Below are 16,438 nucleotides of genomic sequence, written 5' to 3' on the forward strand. Positions count from 1 at the left end.
AAGCTCTGCTACCTTGTAAGGTACATTTATATCTAGGGACGGGTAAAAGATGTATCGCAGAAGCCGTAAGTATCAGGAATATGTGACTCAATATGCAAAGGTAAGGACTGCCAGAAAGGAAAAAAGGATAATGGTATTCATCCTGAATATCCGCCTGAACTGTCTTAAGTGCCTGACCAAGCTACACAGACCCATCAAAATCACAGACTACGATACGGGTACTCCAGTTACCCACCGGATTTAACTATAACCACTCACCACGTAGATTACTACAAACGCTTTTTCGAGCAAGGAAACGAAGTTTCCGTCGAGCAACGAGCAAGATGCGAAGCATCGTTCGAGCCACGTTATTTTCTGCATAAAAAAAGGCAGCCAACTGGCTGCCTTTTAAGTGCAATTCAAATCACCCCTGATCGCCCCCACCCACAGGCAGGATAGTTCCGGTGATATAAGAGGCCTCATCGGAGGCAAGAAACAGGATCGCGCTAGCCTGTTCACTGGGCTGACTGTAACGTCCCATCACCGTAGAATCGATGGTCTGATCTACGATCTGTTGATACCACATCTTTTCATCTGCGCTCATCGGCTGCGTGTTGCGCGGAATTTTTCGTTCGCCCACATCGGTGCCACCCGGTGCCACTGCATTAACGCGAATGCCCCGGTTGCCATTTTCCCAGGCCAGACAGGCAGTCAGGGCGTTAACCCCACCCTTTGCTGCGGCATAGGGAACCCGGTTGAGTCCTTTTGTAGCGATGGATGAGACATTAACAATAGCACCCGAGTTTTGCTGTTGCATAAAGGGCAGCACTGCGTGACAACACCAGAGTGTCGGAAACAGTGAGCGACGTATCTCCGCTTCCACCTGTTCCTCTTCATAATGTTCATAGGGTTTAACCCAGATAGTGCCCCCGACATTGTTGATCAGGCTATCGATACGCCCATATTTAGCTACGGCAGCATCCATGACCTTGCAGCACTCTGCATACTGCTCGAGGTTGGCCAGCACCACCAGTGGCGCAGCAAAGCCCTGCCCGGTGATCTCACCGGCCACCTCCTCCACCAGGGGCGAGAAATCAACCAGCACCAGCAGCGCACCTTCAGCCGCAGCTCTGAGTGCCACTTCCCGACCAATGCCCTGAGCAGCCCCTGTGACCAGCACAACCTTTTCCTCAAAACGACGTGTAGACATAAACGCAACCTCAGGCAAATTTTTCGTAATGGAAGCTGGCGGGCGTTATGCCTTTTTCTGAAAAATAGTGGTTAACCGCATCAACCATCGGCGGCGGACCGCAGAGATAGGTATCAACATCACCATCACAGAGGTGTTCGGCTTCAATATAGTGAGTGACATAGCCTTTGGTTGGATGAGAACTTTCCGGGCTGGCAACACAGGTGGCGAAGCTGAACAGTGGCAGTGAAGCCGCCAGACGCTCCAGCCGGTCGACCTCGACCAGATCGATATCGTTGGTTACGCCGTAGATAAGGTGTACCGGGTGTTCAAGGCCGTCCCGCTCCATCTTCTCCAGCATCGCGGTGAACGGTGCCAGACCGGTACCGCCGGCAAGAAACAGGGCCCGACGGTTCATATCCCGCAGATAGAAACTGCCAAACGGTCCGGAGATCTCCAGTGATTCACCGACCTGAGCAGTATCCCGCATATAGCTGCTCATCCGGCCATCGGGAATCACCCGAATCAGGAAAGACACTTCATTGTCATCGCTGACCAGAGAACTGAAAGAGTATGCCCGGGTTTCATCACTGCCCGGCACTTTGATATTGACATACTGACCCGGAAGAAAATGCAGATTCGCCAGCTTGTCACCTTTGACAGAGAATCCGATAGCGGTATCTGAATAACGATTAATGGCGGACAGTTCAACCGTATAAGTTTCGGTCACCGTCTTACAGACCTTTGAAGATACCGGCACTGACACGACACAGTCGGAGGTTGGCACCATGCGACAGGTAAGCACCTGTCCCTGCTCTGCCTCTTCGTCAGACAGCGCATCCTCGATGTAATCTTCCAGTATGTACTTGCCTGATTCGGCATGACACATACAGGTACCACAGGCACCGTCGCGGCAATCCAGTGGAATATTGACACGCTGACGATATGCCGCATCAGCCACCAGTTCACCCTCGTTGCACTCGATAAAACGAGTCACACCGTCTTCAAAGTTTAATGCAATTTTATAAGACATAATCGATCCCGGCCCCCGGTATCCCGGGGGACCTTATTGTTATTATTAAAGATGATAGATATCGACCACATGATGGATATAGTCGTTTTTCAGGACGACTTTTTTATCTTTGATCTTCGGACGATCAGTGGACGTATCCAGGGTATAGAAACTGGTACCGAAGTAGGTGTACACATGCTCATAGCGATAGGCATAGTTGACCCAGTTAAAGCGAACTTTGCACTGTTCATCAGACGCTTCGACAATCTCTATATTGCTCAGATTGTGAGAAGTCCGCGGCTGGGGCAAACTGGTCGCGCTTGATTTATCGGTGTTAATCCGGAATACCCGGTCTTCAAGACCACTGCGCGAGGCATAATACATCAGCGAAATTTCAGTCTGCGGGTCTTCCGTCAGCTCACCAGTGTCATCCCAGGAGGGCACCCAGTAGGTTGCATCTTCTGCATACATCTCCAGCCAGCTATCCCACTCTTTATCATCAAGATAACGGGCTTCTTCAAAGAGAAATTTATTTACCTGCTCAATTGAAATAGACATGATTATTTTTCCTCCTGTTCAGTCGCAGCCTGCTTCATCACATCAACCCAGTAACGGTGCTGAACGGTATACAAACCCTCATCTTCTGTTTTAGCGCCACTCATAATCGGGTTCATGCCCAGTTTTTTAGCCTCGTCATCCGGCCCCTGAATCCAGTGTTCAGAACCACGACACATATCATTCCACTCAAGATTGGTGGCCATAAAACCTTTCTGGCATGAACGGAACTCTTCCAGATCATCGGGGGTTGCCATACCGCTGGCATTGAAGAAATCTTCATACTGGCGGATACGCTGAGCACGGGCCTCGGCACTTTCGCCCTTAGGCGCGATGCAGTAGATAGTGACTTCGGTTTTATTCACATCGATAGGGCGGAACTGGCGGATCTGCGAGCTGAACTGATCCATCAGGAACACGTTCGGATAGAGACACAGGTTACGCAGATTACCGATCATCCAGTCCGCTTTCGCCTCTCCATTATTGGCAATCAGCTCATCGCGGCGCTGGTAAATTGGACGGTCTTTAGGGTTTGGCCACTCCATCCACAGACAGATATGGCCGTGATCAAAGGCGTAGAAACCACCTTTCTGTTTCGCCCAGGTGCTGGCATCCATCGCTTTGGTTTTATCGGTTTCTTTATCCCGACGGCCGGTGGTTGCCACATAATTCCAGTGTACCGCGCTGACGTGATAACCATCAGCGCCGTTCTCTGCCTGCACTTTCCAGTTGCCGTCATACACGTAGGTCGAGCTGCCACGCAGCACTTCCAGGCCTTCCGGTGACTGATCTACGATCATATCGATAATTTTGGCCGCCTCTCCCAGATACTCCTCCAGGGAAACAACATCGGGATTCAGACTGCCGAACAGGAAGCCTTTATAGTTGGCAAAACGCGGCACCGCTTTAAGGTTGTGCGAACCCTTGCAGTTGAAGGATTCCGGATAGCCCGCATCATCAGGGTCTTTAACTTTCAGCAGCTTGCCATCATTATTGAATACCCAACCATGGAACGGACAGGTGTGTGCCGCGCGATTACCCTTTTTCGTCCGGCACAGCATCGCGCCACGGTGACTGCAGGCGTTGATAAAGGCTTGCAGCTCGTTGTCTTTATTGCGGGTGATGAAGATCGGCTGGCGACCCATGGTATAGGTGAAGAAGTCATTTTTATTGGGAATCTGGCTCTCGTGGGCAAGATAGATCCAGTTGCCTTCGAAGATATGCTTCATTTCGAGTTCGAACAGTTCCGGATCGGTAAACATATCCCGCTTGCAGCGATAGATACCCTTCTCAGGATTCTCTTCCATCATCGAATCAATTTTATTAAACAGTGCTGTGTTCATTCGGGCCACCTCTATTGTTTTATTCAAAGATACTCAACAGAGGGGTGACTCAATATCCGCTTTATGCCGACCTGTATCCTATTTATGCACCTGCAGTGCAGAAACCGGATAATGCGTCTTTGCGGACAAAGAAAGGACTATCGGGGTAGAGACTAATAGAACGGCAGTCTGCCGCGATAAATGGCGGTCTCATAATCTTAAACAGACTCACCACAGAGGACACTGAGCGCACAGAGAAACCGCTAAACAGAACTTCTCCGTGCTCTCTGTGATAAAACCTTGATAGCGTTAAGCATCCAGACTCAAGCCAGCGGGTTTTGGAGCGGCTTCTGTCGTGATAAAAGACCGAGACATCATCTAAAGCAAACTCACCACAGAGGACACTGAGAGCTCAGAGAAACCGCTAAACAGCACTTCTCCGTGTTCTCTGTGATAAAACCTTTATAGCGTTAAGCATCCAGACTCAAGCCAGCGGGTTTTGGAGCGGCTTCTGTCGTGATAAAAGACCGAGACATCATCTAAAGCAAACTCACCACAGAGGACACAGAGCGCACAGAGAAACCGCTAAACAGCACTTCTCCGTGTTCTCTGTGCGCTCTGTGGTAAAAACCTTTCTAGCATCAAACATCCAGACTCAAGACAGCGGGTTTTCTTTATCTCCCATAACATGCGATAAACCAAAAAAAGGCCTCCAAAAGGAGGCCAAACACATTGCGAAAGGGAGCAAAGAAACAAAAGTACAGGATCAGGTAAACAGCACGGAGGCCGACCCGATTCCGCCAATGGAAACACTCATAAAATCGCCGGCCTGAACCGGCTCCAGTGGCACCAGAGAGCCCGACAGAATCACTTCACCGGCTTTAAGCGGGATACCAAACTCGCCCAGCTTATTGGCCAGCCAGACAACACAGTTCACCGGGCTACCCAATGCTGCGGCACCGGCGCCGGTACTCAGTAACTGGCCATTTTTTTCAACCACCATGCCACAGGTTGCCAGATCGACTTTGCGCGGATCCACTGCCTGGTCACCCAGCACAAACAACCCACAGGAGGCATTATCTGCCACGGTATCCTGAATTTTGATCTGCCAGTTATCGATGCGCGAATCCACCACCTCAAAACAGGGAATCACGCAGTCAGTTGCCGCCAGCACATCGGCAGCGGTAATCCCTGGTCCCAGCAAGTCTTTCTTCAGAATGAAGGCGATCTCACCTTCCGCTTTTGGCTGGATCAGCTGTTGGGAGATCGGCATCTCCTGCCCCTGACTGAAGGCCATTTTATCGGTCAGATAGCCAAAATCCGGCTGATCAACTTTAAGCATGTTCTGAACCGCATTAGACGTCAGGCCGATCTTTTTACCGATAATCCGTTCACCCGCATCGAGGCGGTGTTGCAACAACTGCAAGGAGATATGGTAGGAATCTTCGATGGTAATATCCCCGAAACGTGAGGTCAGCGGCTGTACCTGCTGCCGCTGACACAGTGCCTGGTAGAGCTCATCACCGAGTAACTTTATCTGTTCTGTATTCATCATCTTCTCAATATCTATTCGTCAGTGATTCAGCAATTAAAGCTTGATGCAGACATTTTTCAGTTCGGTATAAAACTCCAGTCCATGTACCCCGCCTTCGCGGCCGATACCGGACTCTTTCGCGCCACCGAAGGCGGTCCGCAGATCCCGCAGGAACCAGCTGTTGACCCAGGCGATACCGACATCCATCGCTTCGGCAACCCGCGACGCCCGGGCAGAGTTTTCTGTCCAGATCGCCGCCGACAGACCATATTTGGTATCGTTCGCCAGTTCGATCACCTCGTCTTCGGTATCAAACGGACGGATATGACAGCAGGGCCCAAAGACCTCTTCCCGCACGACACGGGCATCATCGGCCAGGCCGGTCCAGATGGTCGGTTCGACCCAGGCGCCGGCATTCAGCGCTTCGCCCATCTCGGGCACGCCGCCACCGGTGACCACGGTAGCCCCCTCTTCGACCGCCAGACGGTAGTAGGACAACACCTTCTCTTTATGCTCCTGACTCACCAGCGGGCCAAAGTCCACTTCCGGATCTTCCGGCACCCCCAGCCTGAGTTTCTCAACCCCCTCCTTCAGGCGCTGAACAAACTCGTCGAAAACAGGACGTTCGACATAGACCCGCTCGGTTCCCAGACAGACCTGTCCGCAGTTCACAAACGCTGAACGCATGGTGCCCTCGATCGCTTTATCCATGTCGCAGTCAGCAAACACGATACCGGGGTTCTTACCACCACACTCCAGCGAGATATTGCGCAGGCCCACCGAAGCGGCGCGCATAATGATCTCACCGGTGCGGGTTTCGCCGGTGAAGGTGATCGCATTCACATCAGGATGCTCGGTCAGATAGGCACCGGCAGAATCGGGGCCAAAACCGTGTACCACGTTATAGACACCTTTAGGTACGCCACACTCGTTCATCACCTCACCCAGCAGGGTGGCAGTGGCCGGGGTTTCCTCTGAAGGCTTGACCACCACGGTGTTACCGCAGGCCAATGCCGGCCCGACTTTCCAGGTCATCAGCAGCAACGGCAGGTTCCAGGGACTGATCACCGCGATCACCCCTTTGGGAGTACGGTGACCATAGTTGAGTGCACCACGGCCATCCGGGGTATCCAGCTTAAAGGCTTCTGTCGGATGGTTCGCCAGAGTCTCAGAGAATGCCTTAAAGTTGGCCGCGCCTCTTGGAATATCGATATGGGAGGCAATTTTGTGCGGCTTACCGGTGTCTTTACACTCGGCGTCAAGAAACTCATCGAAGCGCTCATTAATGCGATTAGCCACTTTATCCAGCAACTGAATCCGTTGTGCCTGAGTCATCTTGCCCCAGGGACCTTTCATCGCCGCTTTAGCGGCTTTCACCGCGGCATCCACCTCGGGCTGACCCGCTTCATGGACCAGACCCAGCAGGCTGTTATCGACCGGGTTACGGTTTTCGAAGGTTTTACCGCTGGCCGTAGTGACAAACTCACCATTAATAAAGTTTTGAAACTGTTTCATTCTGAAACCTCAGGGGAATAGCAAATTAGCAGATGTTGCCGCCCGGCATTCAGCCCCGGGCGACAGAGCGATCCGAACCAATCAGGTCAGAACACTCAAGTCAGAACGCTCAGAAAGCGCTCATTCAGAACACGGTCATGGTAGAAAATCGCCTTGCCCAGATCCTCTGCTTTCCAGGTCACCGGTTCATGATCGGGATAATGATAATCACCGCCACAGAATACTTCATTACGGTTACCCGACGGATCAAAGAAGTAGATCGTCTGACCATGGGTCAGGCCGTGACGGGTGGGACCGATATCGATAGAGGTATTGGTCATGGAGATCAGATCCGCAGCACGCAGTACCGATTCCCAGGTTTCCAGAAAGAACGATGCATGGTGGAATTTACCCGGCTCCGGACAGTCGATAAACGCCACATCGTGAGCTTTCATGCTGGCCGTCAGAAACGCGGCGACACGATTGCCTTCCGGATCGACCACCTGCTCGGCCAGATCAAAGCCCAGCACGTCGCGGAATAGTTCATAGGTGGCTTCAACATTCGGCCCGTACAGCAGACAGTGATCAAACCGGGTGGCTTTCATCCCTTTCAGATCCATCGGCCAGGCTTCCGGGTTGACGTTAGATACGCCCCACTTACCGGTCTGTTCCTTCTCCGCATAGAGTTCAAAACGATGGCCTGTCGGCGCTTCAAAACGGATCCGGCGACCACAGCCACTCAGTTCTCCCGCAGCAATATGCTCGACTTCGCAGCCATAGGCCTTAAGATCGCTCTCCAGCTGCTCCAGCACTGTGTTGTTGAGCACTTTAAAGGCCATAAAGTCCATACCCGGCTCATCCGCCTGACGCAGCACCACAGAGAACTTATCCACTTCGGTCCAGCCTTTCAGGTAGGCACGTCCCTGACTATCCCGTTCAACTTCGATCAGGCCTAGCAGGTCCCGATAATGGGTAACGGCTTCTTCAATATCCAGAACCCGGAGCTGCACATGACCGGGACGCATTACACCCTTTTTCATTTTGGTAATCCTCTATTGTTATTTTAAGCAGGCCTTTTCAGCCTGTGACTGATTGACAACCTCTATCCGCATATCCGACAGAGGGTAAACCCGACAAGCCAGTGCATATCCTGCTTCGGCCTGACTTTCGCAGATATGCGCTTTGCTCATACACTTACTGTGATAGCTACCCGCTACAATCCGCACTTTGCACACGCCGCAACCACCGCCCCGACAACCCACAGGTATCGCCCGGCTCAAACATTTTTCAGAACCGATCAGCAGGCTTTCGCCAGGTGTTATCTCAAATACCCGACACGGCGTGGCGTTTTCGACAGTAATGGTGGGCATAAACAGCAACCTTTAATAACCGCTTACCGGCCCAGCGTTTTTGCCGACTGGCCACCTATTCCCCAATGTTGCGCAGGGACATCACTGATCAGGACCCTCACGGATTCCCGGGGTGCATCAAGGGCGCGATTAACCGCCTCTGTAATTTCATGAATCAGCAGCTCTTTCTGCTGATCCGTTCTTCCTTCAATTATGTTCACATGAATAATCGGCATAATTTTTCCCTACTACTGAGCATCTAGATGAATTTGCCGCTGATGGTGCCCAGGTCCTGATAGCGTACGCTGAAGCTGTCGCCTTTATTAACCTGTACCGCCGCGGTGATCGCGCCGATCATGATGAAGGTGCCCGCCGGAATCTCTTCGCCACGTTCGCCCAGCATATTCGCCAGCATCGCCACAGAAGACGCCGGATGACCCAGCACCGCCGCGCCCGCGCCGGTCTGTACCACTTCGCCATTGATCTCCATCACTACCCCCAGCGTCTTCAGATCAAGGTCTGCCGGAGGTGCCATACGGCCACCGGTGATAAAACGACTGGATGAGGAGTTATCCGCGATCACTGACTTCAGATCGAACTTAAAATCTTTATAGCGGGAGTCGATCACTTCAACAGCAGGCATAACAAAGTCGGTGGCCCGCAAGACATCACCAATATGGATGCCCGGCCCTTTCAGCGGTGCTTTAGTGACAAATGCCAGTTCCGCTTCGATCTTCGGATGGATCAGCTCATCATGCCTGATCTCACCGCCGTCCGGCACGGAGAAGTAGTCCGCCAGGAAACCGTAACAGGGATGTTCAACCCCCATCTGCGCCATCTTCGCCCAGGAGGTCAGGCCCATCTTCATGCCGACAATCTTATTGCCCCGCGCCTCTTTGCGACGACGGATCTCCCACTGGATATCGAAAGCATCCTTGTAGGTCATCTCTGGAAAGTCATCGGTAATCTTGGTGACTTCGTAAGCTTCCAGCTCAGCATTTTCCAGATGGATCGCCAGCTCTTCGATCTGTGACGCCGTGAGTGTATTTGTTTGATTCTCAGCCATCAGATTAACCCCTTCTCTTTCGCCTGCTTTTCTTTAAACATAGTCAATGCCAGGTCTTCAATCATATCTTCCTGTCCGCCGACGGTGCCGCGACGGCCCAGTTCTACCAGCAGGTCACGTGCCTGAATGCCGTACTTAGCTTCCGCCCGTTTGGCAAACAGCAGGAACGAGGAGTACACCCCGGCAAAGCCCAGAGTCAGGGCATCGCGATCGACCCGGATCGGCTGATCCATCATCGGTACCACTAAGTCTTCCGCGACATCCATGATCTTGTACAGATCGATACCGTGGTCCGCTTCCATCCGTACCAGGGTGGCCACCAGCACTTCCAGTGGCGTGTTGCCGGCACCGGCGCCTAAGCCCGCTACCGAACCATCGATGCGGCCGGCACCGGCATCGATCGCCGCCAGGGAGTTGGCCACCGCCATCCCCATGTTGTGATGGCCGTGGAAACCGATCTCGATAGACGGGTCCAGCTCGGCCCGCAACAGACCGATCTTTTCAGTCACCTCATCCGGCAGCATGTAACCGGCCGAGTCGGTGCAGTAGATGCAGTTGGCTCCGTAAGAGACCATCAGTTTCGCCTGTTCCAGAATCTTTTCCGGGCTGGCCATATGCGCCATCATCAGAAAGCCCACGGTATCCATCTCTAATTTGGCCGCCAGACCGATATGCTGCTCGGTGACATCGGCTTCGGTGCAGTGCGACGCAACCCGAATGGTGTTGACCCCTAAGTCTTTCGCCATGCGCAGGTGATCGACCGTGCCGATCCCGGGCAACAGCAGCGCGGAGACTTTGGCGTTTTTCAGTTTCGGAATCACCGCGCCGAGATACTCCTCATCGCTGTGGGCGGGGAAGCCGTAGTTCACCGAGGTGCCCCCCAGACCATCACCGTGGGTGACCTCGATCAGCGGCATACCGGCCTCATCCAGTGCAGTGGCGACGTTGACCATCTGTTCCAGGGAGATCTGGTGACGCTTGGCGTGCATACCGTCCCGCAGACTCATGTCGTGGAGGACTACTTTTTTACCTTTCAGATTCATTGCTTTCTCCTCCACTTAGCCGCGTGCCGGCAGGGTAATGTTGCCGTTGGTTGCTTCTTCGGCAAACATCTCGGCGGTGCGCAGTCCGGCTGCGGTCATGATGTCCAGGTTGCCGGCATACTTCGGCAGGTAATCCCCCAGACCTTCCACCTCCATAAACATGGAGACCCGGTTGCCATCAAATACCGGGCCGTTTACCAGGTGGTAGCCGGGCACATATTTCTGCACCTCTTTGACCATCGCGTGAACGGAGGCGGTAATCGCCGCCTGATCCGGCTCGCCTTCGGTGAGACAGTGCACGGTGTCACGCATCATCAACGGTGGCTCAGCCGGGTTGATAATGATAATCGCCTTACCTTTTTTAGCGCCGCCGACCTTTTCCACGGCACCGGCGGTGGTGCGGGTAAACTCATCGATGTTTTTACGGGTGCCGGGACCGGCAGATTTTGAGGACACCGTGGCGATAATCTCGCCATACTCTACTGGCTGAACCTGAGACACGGCTGCCACCATCGGGATCGTCGCCTGACCACCGCAGGTGACCATATTGACGTTCATCTCCAGGTTCTGCGCATGGGCCCGCAGATTCACCGGCGGTACACAGAAGGGACCGATCGCCGCCGGAGTCAGATCGATCATGATCACCCCCAGCTCATTCAGCTTGCGGCTGTTCTCGGCATGCACATAGGCAGAAGTGGCATCGAAGGCGATACGGATATCGTCTTCGATCACGTGCGGCAGCAGACCATCGACACCGTCAGAGGTAGTTTTAATGCCCATCTCCCGGGCGCGTTTGAGGCCATCAGATTCGGGATCGATACCCACCATCCATACCGGCTCAATCCATTCGGAACGTTGCATCTTCATCAGCAAATCGGTGCCGATATTGCCCGGCCCGATAATCACTGCTTTTAGTTTTTTATTCATATCACCCTATCCCAAAATACCCGACGCCTGGCTAATACATGCAGTGCGACAAGCCGTTACAGCATACGATTACAGCCTTCACCAGTTGGTGACGATCTTTAATATTGCGCCCTTATCTGACCAGACCAATTGGTTCATAACGTTCAAAAAATCAGCCAGGAGCGTCTCTAACGTCTCTACTATCTCCGCAGCCACCGGGGAAAAAAATCCGCTCAGCGAAACTCTGTATCCATTTTCTGCAGCGAACAGAATGCAATGCGCTAGATGGACAAAGCTTGCAATCAGTGGCTATTGGAAAGGCCCTTTCAGACATAGGCTGAGTCGACTTAATCCTCTAACTTTGAGAAATTAGTGATGAACAATAAAAAGAAGATATGCCAGTCAGTTCTGCCAGCCACTATTGCCGCCTGCATGATCGCTATGAGCTCAGGCTCAATGGCTGCAGACAGTGATCCGATTAAAGTGGGTGTTATGCTGCCATTCAGTGGCGTCTATGCCGGTCTGGGTGAATCAACCCGTAATGGTCTGAAGCAGGCGCTGAAAGAGAAAGGCAATACAATCGCAGGACGAGCGGTTGAATTTATCGAAATGGACACCGAAGCCAAACCGGCCCGGGCACCCGAAATCACCTCCTCTCTGGTCGATAACCAGAAAGCTGATTTCGTCATCGGCCCGGTACACTCCGGAGTCGCGATGGGGATGATCAAAACCATCAAAGGTAAAGACTCCATCATGATCATTCCGAATGCGGGTGCTAACGCCGCTACCGGAGCATTCTGTCAGCCAAACGTATTCCGTACCTCTTTCTCCTCATGGCAGACCGCGTTTCCTATGGGTAAAGAAGCCTATGACATGGGTTATAAGAAGATCGTTACCATGAGCTGGAACTACGGTTTCGGCAAAGAGTCTCTGGAGGCATTCAATGAATCCTTTTCGAAGGCCGGCGGTGAAGTGATTAAAGAGATGCTGGTGCCATTCCCGAAAACAGAATTTCAGTCCTATCTGACCGAGATCGCGTCAATCAAACCTGATGCGGTTTTTGTCTTCTTCGCGGGCGGTGGTGCCGTAAAATTTGTCAAGGACTACGATGCGATGGGACTGAAAGGCAAGATCCCGCTACTGGGCTCAGGCTTCCTGACCGAAGGTACAACCACAGCACAGGGTCCGGCGGCTGAAGGGGTGATGACCACCCTGCACTACGCCGATGCCCTGGATATTCCTAAAAACAAAAGTTTCCGTCAGGACTATGAAACCCTTTACGGTAAGCCCGCCGACCTGTTCGCAGTACAGGGATATGACGCCGGTCAGCTGATCGTTGATGCGGTTACCGCAACGAACGGCAACACCGCCGATAAAGCCGCCCTGATTCAACAGATGGGCAAACTGGAAATAGACAGCCCCCGCGGTGCATTCCACTTTTCAAAAGCACATAACCCGATCCAGACCATCTACCTGCGTAAGGTTGTTGATGGCCAGAACACTGTGGTGAAAACCTCATATGCAGGTCTGGAAGACCCTGCCCGCGGCTGCAAGCTGTAACGCTCTGATCAGGAGCTCAATCAAGGGCCTTCGCGGAGGCCCTTCATGAGACTTTTTAAGATTCTTCTTTAGGCAGGTATTATGGATACTTCTCTTTTCCTGGTACAACTCCTCAACGGAGTACAGTACGGGCTATTACTGTTTCTGATAGCTTCGGGACTCACACTGGTGTTTGGTGTAATGGGCATTCTCAATCTGGCGCATGGTTCCATGTACATGATTGGGGCATACCTTGCCTACTATTTCACGACCCTGACCGACAGCTTTCTGCTGGCCTTCATTATCAGCGGCGCCATTGCACTGGTGATTGGCATCATCATAGAAAGGTGCCTGATCATTCATCTCTATAAGCGGGATCACCTGGATCAGGTACTGCTCACGGTGGGTCTGATCTTTATATTTAATGCCACCCAGAGTTTTGTCTGGGGCAATGATCCTCTCGGCGTTGAAGTGCCAGCAATTCTGTCAGGCTCAATCGGGCTGACGGATATCATCGAGTATCCAGTCTATCGCCTGTTTATATCGCTGCTCTGTCTGGTGGTAGCAGCAACCATGTACTTCACCATCAACAAGACCAGGCTGGGCATGATGATCCGCGCGGGTGAATCGGATCGCGCCATGGTCGAAAACCTCGGGGTCGATATCAGCAAGCTATTCACCATTGTGTTTGCCATTGGTGTATTCCTCGCCTCACTTGCGGGCATTGTTTCAGCGCCTATCGTCAGCCTGGTACCGGGTATGGGTGAACACGTGCTTATTTCGTGCTTTGTGGTGGTTGTGATTGGCGGTCTGGGTTCAATTAAAGGTGCCTTTATCGCGGCGCTGATTGTCGGCATCGTCGATACCTATGCCTCTGTGCTGCTGCCTCAGGTTTCCAGTATGTCGATCTATCTGCTTATGGCACTGATCCTTTTAGCTAAGCCTCAGGGCTTGTTTAAAAACTGAGGGTGAAAACGATGTCTATTTTTTCCAACAAATCAGAAAAGATTTTTATCTATCTGTTTTTCGCTATCGGGCTGTTTATACCTCTGTTTCTCGAGGGGAACACCTTTTATATCAATAAATTCTCAACCATCATCATCCTGGCGATTTTTGTTATGTCACTGGATTATCTGGTGGGACGTACCGGCATGATCACCTTAGGACACGCGATGTTTTACGGGCTGGGTGGGTACATCTTTACCATTCTGGCGCCTGAATATGAGGCGGTGAACTTCTGGGTTTATACTTTCTATGTGATGCTGATCAGCGGCTGTATCGCGCTGATCGTAGGTCTGATTGTGCTGCGTACCAGTGGTATCTATATGATTATGATCACCCTTGCGCTGGCTCAGATGACCTTCTACTTCTTTGCTGACTCGGTTGAATACGGAGGACAGGATGGTCTGTTTATCTACATCAAACCGGAAACCAGTATTTTCGGGCTGAGTTTCCTCGACCTGGAAAATGAGACACACTTTTACTACCTCTGCCTGCTCTCACTGTTTAACTGCTTCGTGTTCTTTAAAGTCATTATGAATTCCTCATTCGGACGGGTGGTCGATGCACTGAAAGAGAACCCAGACCGGGCGACAGCACTGGGTTACAACATTTTCCATTTCCGCCTGATTGCCTATGTTCTGTCCTCATCACTGGCGGCCTATGCAGGCTATCTGTTTGCCCTGCAGTTTGGCTTCGTTAACCCCAGCATGATGTCCTGGGACATATCCGCAACAGCCCTGGTGATGACGTTGCTGGGAGGACTGGGGTCGGTGTATGGCGCCATTATCGGCAGTTTCATGTATGAAGGTCTGCACTACTACATTGAGCACCTGACCGAATACTGGATGTTCTTTATGGGAGCGCTGATTATTGTGCTGGTGCTGACCCTCAAGCACGGTATGGCAGGGTTTCTCAACAATCTGAGCGGAGGTAAACGGTAATGAGTCAGACAATTCTTGAGGCCGAAAACCTGTGTAAATTCTGGGGTGGTCTGAAAGCCCTGAATGAGCTGAATATACAGTTTAAAGATAACCAGCTGCACAGCATTGTCGGCCCCAATGGCGCAGGCAAAAGCACGCTGTTAAATACCCTGTGTGGCGCCTACCCGGCCACCAGCGGCGTTATCCTGTATCACGGCAAACCGATCACCAACCTGAAAAGTTATGAATTTTGCCGTGCAGGTATTGGCCGCAGCTTTCAGAAAACAAATATTTTCCATAACGCGACCTGCCTGGAAAACTGCTGTATCGCTGCCCAGCAACGCATCGGCGGTAGCTTTAACCTGTTCAGAAAGCGCAGTAAAAACCGACAGATTACCGAGATAGCCCGGTCAGCGCTTGAACAGGCAGGCTTAAGCGCCCGGGCTGATATCCGCGCAGCAGAGGTCAGCTACGGTGAACAGCGCCAGCTGGAGATCGCCATGGTACTCGCCACCAGTCCTAAGGTGCTGCTGCTGGATGAACCAATGGCCGGGATGGGCCACGAAGAATCACAGACGATCATCAGCCTGTTAAAAAAGTTGAAGAAGCGCTACTGCATTGTACTCGTAGAACACGATATGGATGCTGTTTTCGAGCTATCAGATCTGATGACGGTGATGGTCGATGGCCAGCACTTAATAACCGATACGGTTGATAATATCCGCAACAACCCGTTGGTTCAGGATGCTTATCTGGGCAACGATGACGAGGTATTTTAATCATGCAGAATATTCTTGAAGTTCACGGCCTGCAAACACTGTACGGCGAAAGCCATATTCTCCATGGCGTATCTTTCGATGTTAAAGCGGGGCAAACGGTCAGTATTATGGGCCGCAACGGCATGGGAAAATCCACTACCCTTAAGTCAATTCTGGGAATCGCACCACCGCGTAGCGGTTCTGTGATTTATAAAGGTGAAGATATAACCCGCCTTCCCACCTGGAAACGGATGCGTCAGGATATCGCCTATGTCCCTGAGGGACGGGGTATGTTCCACAATCTGTCAGTGAAAGAACATCTGCAGATGGCGGCCCGGAAAAATTCACGGGGTGAAGCCAACTGGACCTATGAGCAGGTTCTTGAAGTGTTTCCCCGCCTGACAGAACGACTGACCAATAAAGGCACGCAGCTGTCCGGCGGCGAGCAGCAGATGCTGGCAATCGGCCGCGCACTGCTGACCAATCCTGACCTGCTGATCCTTGACGAGGCAACCGAGGGACTCGCACCGTTAATCCGGAAAGAGATCTGGCAGGTAATCAGACAGATTAAACATTCCGGCGTATCAACGATTATCGTTGATAAGAACATTAAAGTGCTGAATGAACTCTGCGAGAAACATATCCTGATCGTGAAAGGCAAAGTGATGTTTCAGGGGGACTCTCAATCACTTGATGATAATAAAGAGTTTATTGAACAAAGCCTGGCAGTCTAATACGATAGCGAGAGGCCTGCCAGAGAATAGAAGGTC

17 protein-coding genes are annotated in these 16,438 nt (G+C 52.0%); 5 read left to right on the forward strand and 12 right to left on the reverse strand.

Translation table 11 applies throughout. The features are described 5' to 3' along the window. Nucleotides 1-403 precede the first annotated feature (403 nt). From KDX31_10285 to KDX31_10340, 12 genes are all read right to left on the reverse strand, one after another. On the reverse strand, nt 404-1,189 hold the full coding sequence (locus tag KDX31_10285) for a 1,6-dihydroxycyclohexa-2,4-diene-1-carboxylate dehydrogenase (protein UTW01766.1): 786 nt from the start codon (nt 1,187-1,189) through the stop codon (nt 404-406). A 10-nt stretch (nt 1,190-1,199) separates the two neighbouring features. Further along, nucleotides 1,200-2,201 carry a ring-hydroxylating dioxygenase ferredoxin reductase family protein gene (locus tag KDX31_10290; GenBank protein ID UTW01767.1) on the reverse strand — a complete coding sequence of 334 codons (1,002 nt, stop codon included), beginning with the start codon at nt 2,199-2,201 and terminating at the stop codon, nt 1,200-1,202. A 45-nt stretch (nt 2,202-2,246) separates the two neighbouring features. Continuing rightward, a complete protein-coding gene (gene benB / locus KDX31_10295; protein UTW01768.1) occupies nt 2,247-2,738 on the reverse strand; it encodes a benzoate 1,2-dioxygenase small subunit in 492 nt (163 codons plus the stop codon). Between the two features lie 2 nt (nt 2,739-2,740). Further along, entirely contained in the window at nt 2,741-4,078 is a 1,338-nt protein-coding gene (gene benA / locus KDX31_10300) for a benzoate 1,2-dioxygenase large subunit (protein ID UTW01769.1), read from the reverse strand. A gap of 745 nt (nt 4,079-4,823) precedes the next feature. After that, nucleotides 4,824-5,609 carry a 2-oxopent-4-enoate hydratase gene (gene dmpE / locus KDX31_10305; GenBank protein UTW05366.1) on the reverse strand — a complete coding sequence of 262 codons (786 nt, stop codon included), beginning with the start codon at nt 5,607-5,609 and terminating at the stop codon, nt 4,824-4,826. A gap of 36 nt (nt 5,610-5,645) precedes the next feature. Next, nucleotides 5,646-7,106: a 2-hydroxymuconic semialdehyde dehydrogenase gene (locus KDX31_10310; protein UTW01770.1), complete on the reverse strand. Its 1,461-nt coding sequence runs from the start codon at nt 7,104-7,106 to the stop codon at nt 5,646-5,648. Nucleotides 7,107-7,201: 95 nt separating this feature from the next. Further along, complete coding sequence (locus tag KDX31_10315) at nt 7,202-8,125, reverse strand: catechol 2,3-dioxygenase (protein UTW01771.1); 924 nt, start codon at nt 8,123-8,125, stop codon at nt 7,202-7,204. Nucleotides 8,126-8,143: 18 nt separating this feature from the next. Beyond that, the gene (locus tag KDX31_10320; GenBank protein UTW01772.1) at nt 8,144-8,455 is read right to left on the reverse strand and encodes a 2Fe-2S iron-sulfur cluster binding domain-containing protein; all 312 of its coding nucleotides are present in this window, start codon (nt 8,453-8,455) and stop codon (nt 8,144-8,146) included. 23 nt (nt 8,456-8,478) lie between these two features. After that, entirely contained in the window at nt 8,479-8,670 is a 192-nt protein-coding gene (locus KDX31_10325; protein UTW01773.1) for a 4-oxalocrotonate tautomerase, read from the reverse strand. A gap of 23 nt (nt 8,671-8,693) precedes the next feature. Then, nucleotides 8,694-9,500 carry a 2-oxo-3-hexenedioate decarboxylase gene (dmpH, locus tag KDX31_10330; GenBank protein ID UTW01774.1) on the reverse strand — a complete coding sequence of 269 codons (807 nt, stop codon included), beginning with the start codon at nt 9,498-9,500 and terminating at the stop codon, nt 8,694-8,696. Next, nucleotides 9,500-10,543 carry a 4-hydroxy-2-oxovalerate aldolase gene (gene dmpG / locus KDX31_10335; protein ID UTW01775.1) on the reverse strand — a complete coding sequence of 348 codons (1,044 nt, stop codon included), beginning with the start codon at nt 10,541-10,543 and terminating at the stop codon, nt 9,500-9,502. Before dmpG ends, dmpH begins: the two co-directional genes overlap by 1 nt. Before the next feature lie 15 nt (nt 10,544-10,558). Continuing rightward, nucleotides 10,559-11,470 carry an acetaldehyde dehydrogenase (acetylating) gene (locus KDX31_10340; GenBank protein ID UTW01776.1) on the reverse strand — a complete coding sequence of 304 codons (912 nt, stop codon included), beginning with the start codon at nt 11,468-11,470 and terminating at the stop codon, nt 10,559-10,561. Nucleotides 11,471-11,824: 354 nt separating this feature from the next. On the opposite strand from KDX31_10340, the gene KDX31_10345 reads away from it, so the two are divergent. The 5 genes from KDX31_10345 (at nt 11,825) to KDX31_10365 (ending at nt 16,402) form a co-directional block, all read left to right on the forward strand. Continuing rightward, a complete protein-coding gene (locus KDX31_10345) occupies nt 11,825-13,009 on the forward strand; it encodes an ABC transporter substrate-binding protein (protein UTW01777.1) in 1,185 nt (394 codons plus the stop codon). An 81-nt stretch (nt 13,010-13,090) separates the two neighbouring features. Then, nucleotides 13,091-13,954 (forward strand): branched-chain amino acid ABC transporter permease, encoded by an 864-nt coding sequence (locus KDX31_10350; GenBank protein UTW01778.1) that lies wholly within the window; start codon nt 13,091-13,093, stop codon nt 13,952-13,954. 11 nt (nt 13,955-13,965) lie between these two features. Then, complete coding sequence (locus KDX31_10355; GenBank protein ID UTW01779.1) at nt 13,966-14,931, forward strand: branched-chain amino acid ABC transporter permease; 966 nt, start codon at nt 13,966-13,968, stop codon at nt 14,929-14,931. After that, complete coding sequence (locus KDX31_10360) at nt 14,931-15,689, forward strand: ABC transporter ATP-binding protein (protein ID UTW01780.1); 759 nt, start codon at nt 14,931-14,933, stop codon at nt 15,687-15,689. The genes KDX31_10355 and KDX31_10360 overlap by 1 nt, the downstream gene beginning before the upstream one ends. Nucleotides 15,690-15,691: 2 nt before the next feature. Further along, nucleotides 15,692-16,402 (forward strand): ABC transporter ATP-binding protein, encoded by a 711-nt coding sequence (locus tag KDX31_10365; GenBank protein UTW01781.1) that lies wholly within the window; start codon nt 15,692-15,694, stop codon nt 16,400-16,402. Nucleotides 16,403-16,438: the final 36 nt, after the last annotated feature.

This window comes from Amphritea atlantica (genome assembly GCA_024397875.1).
Taxonomy (GTDB): Bacteria; Pseudomonadota; Gammaproteobacteria; order Pseudomonadales; family Balneatricaceae; genus Amphritea; species Amphritea atlantica_B.

Excerpts from the sequence above, each read along its gene's own strand:
- KDX31_10285 (UTW01766.1), bottom strand. The coding sequence starts at position 1,189 with ATGTCTACACGTCGTTTTGAGGAAAAGGTTGTGCTGGTCACAGGGGCT.
- KDX31_10290 (UTW01767.1), bottom strand. The coding sequence starts at position 2,201 with ATGTCTTATAAAATTGCATTAAACTTTGAAGACGGTGTGACTCGTTTT.
- benB (UTW01768.1), bottom strand. The coding sequence starts at position 2,738 with ATGTCTATTTCAATTGAGCAGGTAAATAAATTTCTCTTTGAAGAAGCC.
- benA (UTW01769.1), bottom strand. The coding sequence starts at position 4,078 with ATGAACACAGCACTGTTTAATAAAATTGATTCGATGATGGAAGAGAAT.
- dmpE (UTW05366.1), bottom strand. The coding sequence starts at position 5,609 with ATGAATACAGAACAGATAAAGTTACTCGGTGATGAGCTCTACCAGGCA.
- KDX31_10310 (UTW01770.1), bottom strand. The coding sequence starts at position 7,106 with ATGAAACAGTTTCAAAACTTTATTAATGGTGAGTTTGTCACTACGGCC.
- KDX31_10315 (UTW01771.1), bottom strand. The coding sequence starts at position 8,125 with ATGAAAAAGGGTGTAATGCGTCCCGGTCATGTGCAGCTCCGGGTTCTG.
- KDX31_10320 (UTW01772.1), bottom strand. The coding sequence starts at position 8,455 with ATGCCCACCATTACTGTCGAAAACGCCACGCCGTGTCGGGTATTTGAG.
- KDX31_10325 (UTW01773.1), bottom strand. The coding sequence starts at position 8,670 with ATGCCGATTATTCATGTGAACATAATTGAAGGAAGAACGGATCAGCAG.
- dmpH (UTW01774.1), bottom strand. The coding sequence starts at position 9,500 with ATGGCTGAGAATCAAACAAATACACTCACGGCGTCACAGATCGAAGAG.
- dmpG (UTW01775.1), bottom strand. The coding sequence starts at position 10,543 with ATGAATCTGAAAGGTAAAAAAGTAGTCCTCCACGACATGAGTCTGCGG.
- KDX31_10340 (UTW01776.1), bottom strand. The coding sequence starts at position 11,470 with ATGAATAAAAAACTAAAAGCAGTGATTATCGGGCCGGGCAATATCGGC.
- KDX31_10345 (UTW01777.1), top strand. The coding sequence starts at position 11,825 with ATGAACAATAAAAAGAAGATATGCCAGTCAGTTCTGCCAGCCACTATT.
- KDX31_10350 (UTW01778.1), top strand. The coding sequence starts at position 13,091 with ATGGATACTTCTCTTTTCCTGGTACAACTCCTCAACGGAGTACAGTAC.
- KDX31_10355 (UTW01779.1), top strand. The coding sequence starts at position 13,966 with ATGTCTATTTTTTCCAACAAATCAGAAAAGATTTTTATCTATCTGTTT.
- KDX31_10360 (UTW01780.1), top strand. The coding sequence starts at position 14,931 with ATGAGTCAGACAATTCTTGAGGCCGAAAACCTGTGTAAATTCTGGGGT.
- KDX31_10365 (UTW01781.1), top strand. The coding sequence starts at position 15,692 with ATGCAGAATATTCTTGAAGTTCACGGCCTGCAAACACTGTACGGCGAA.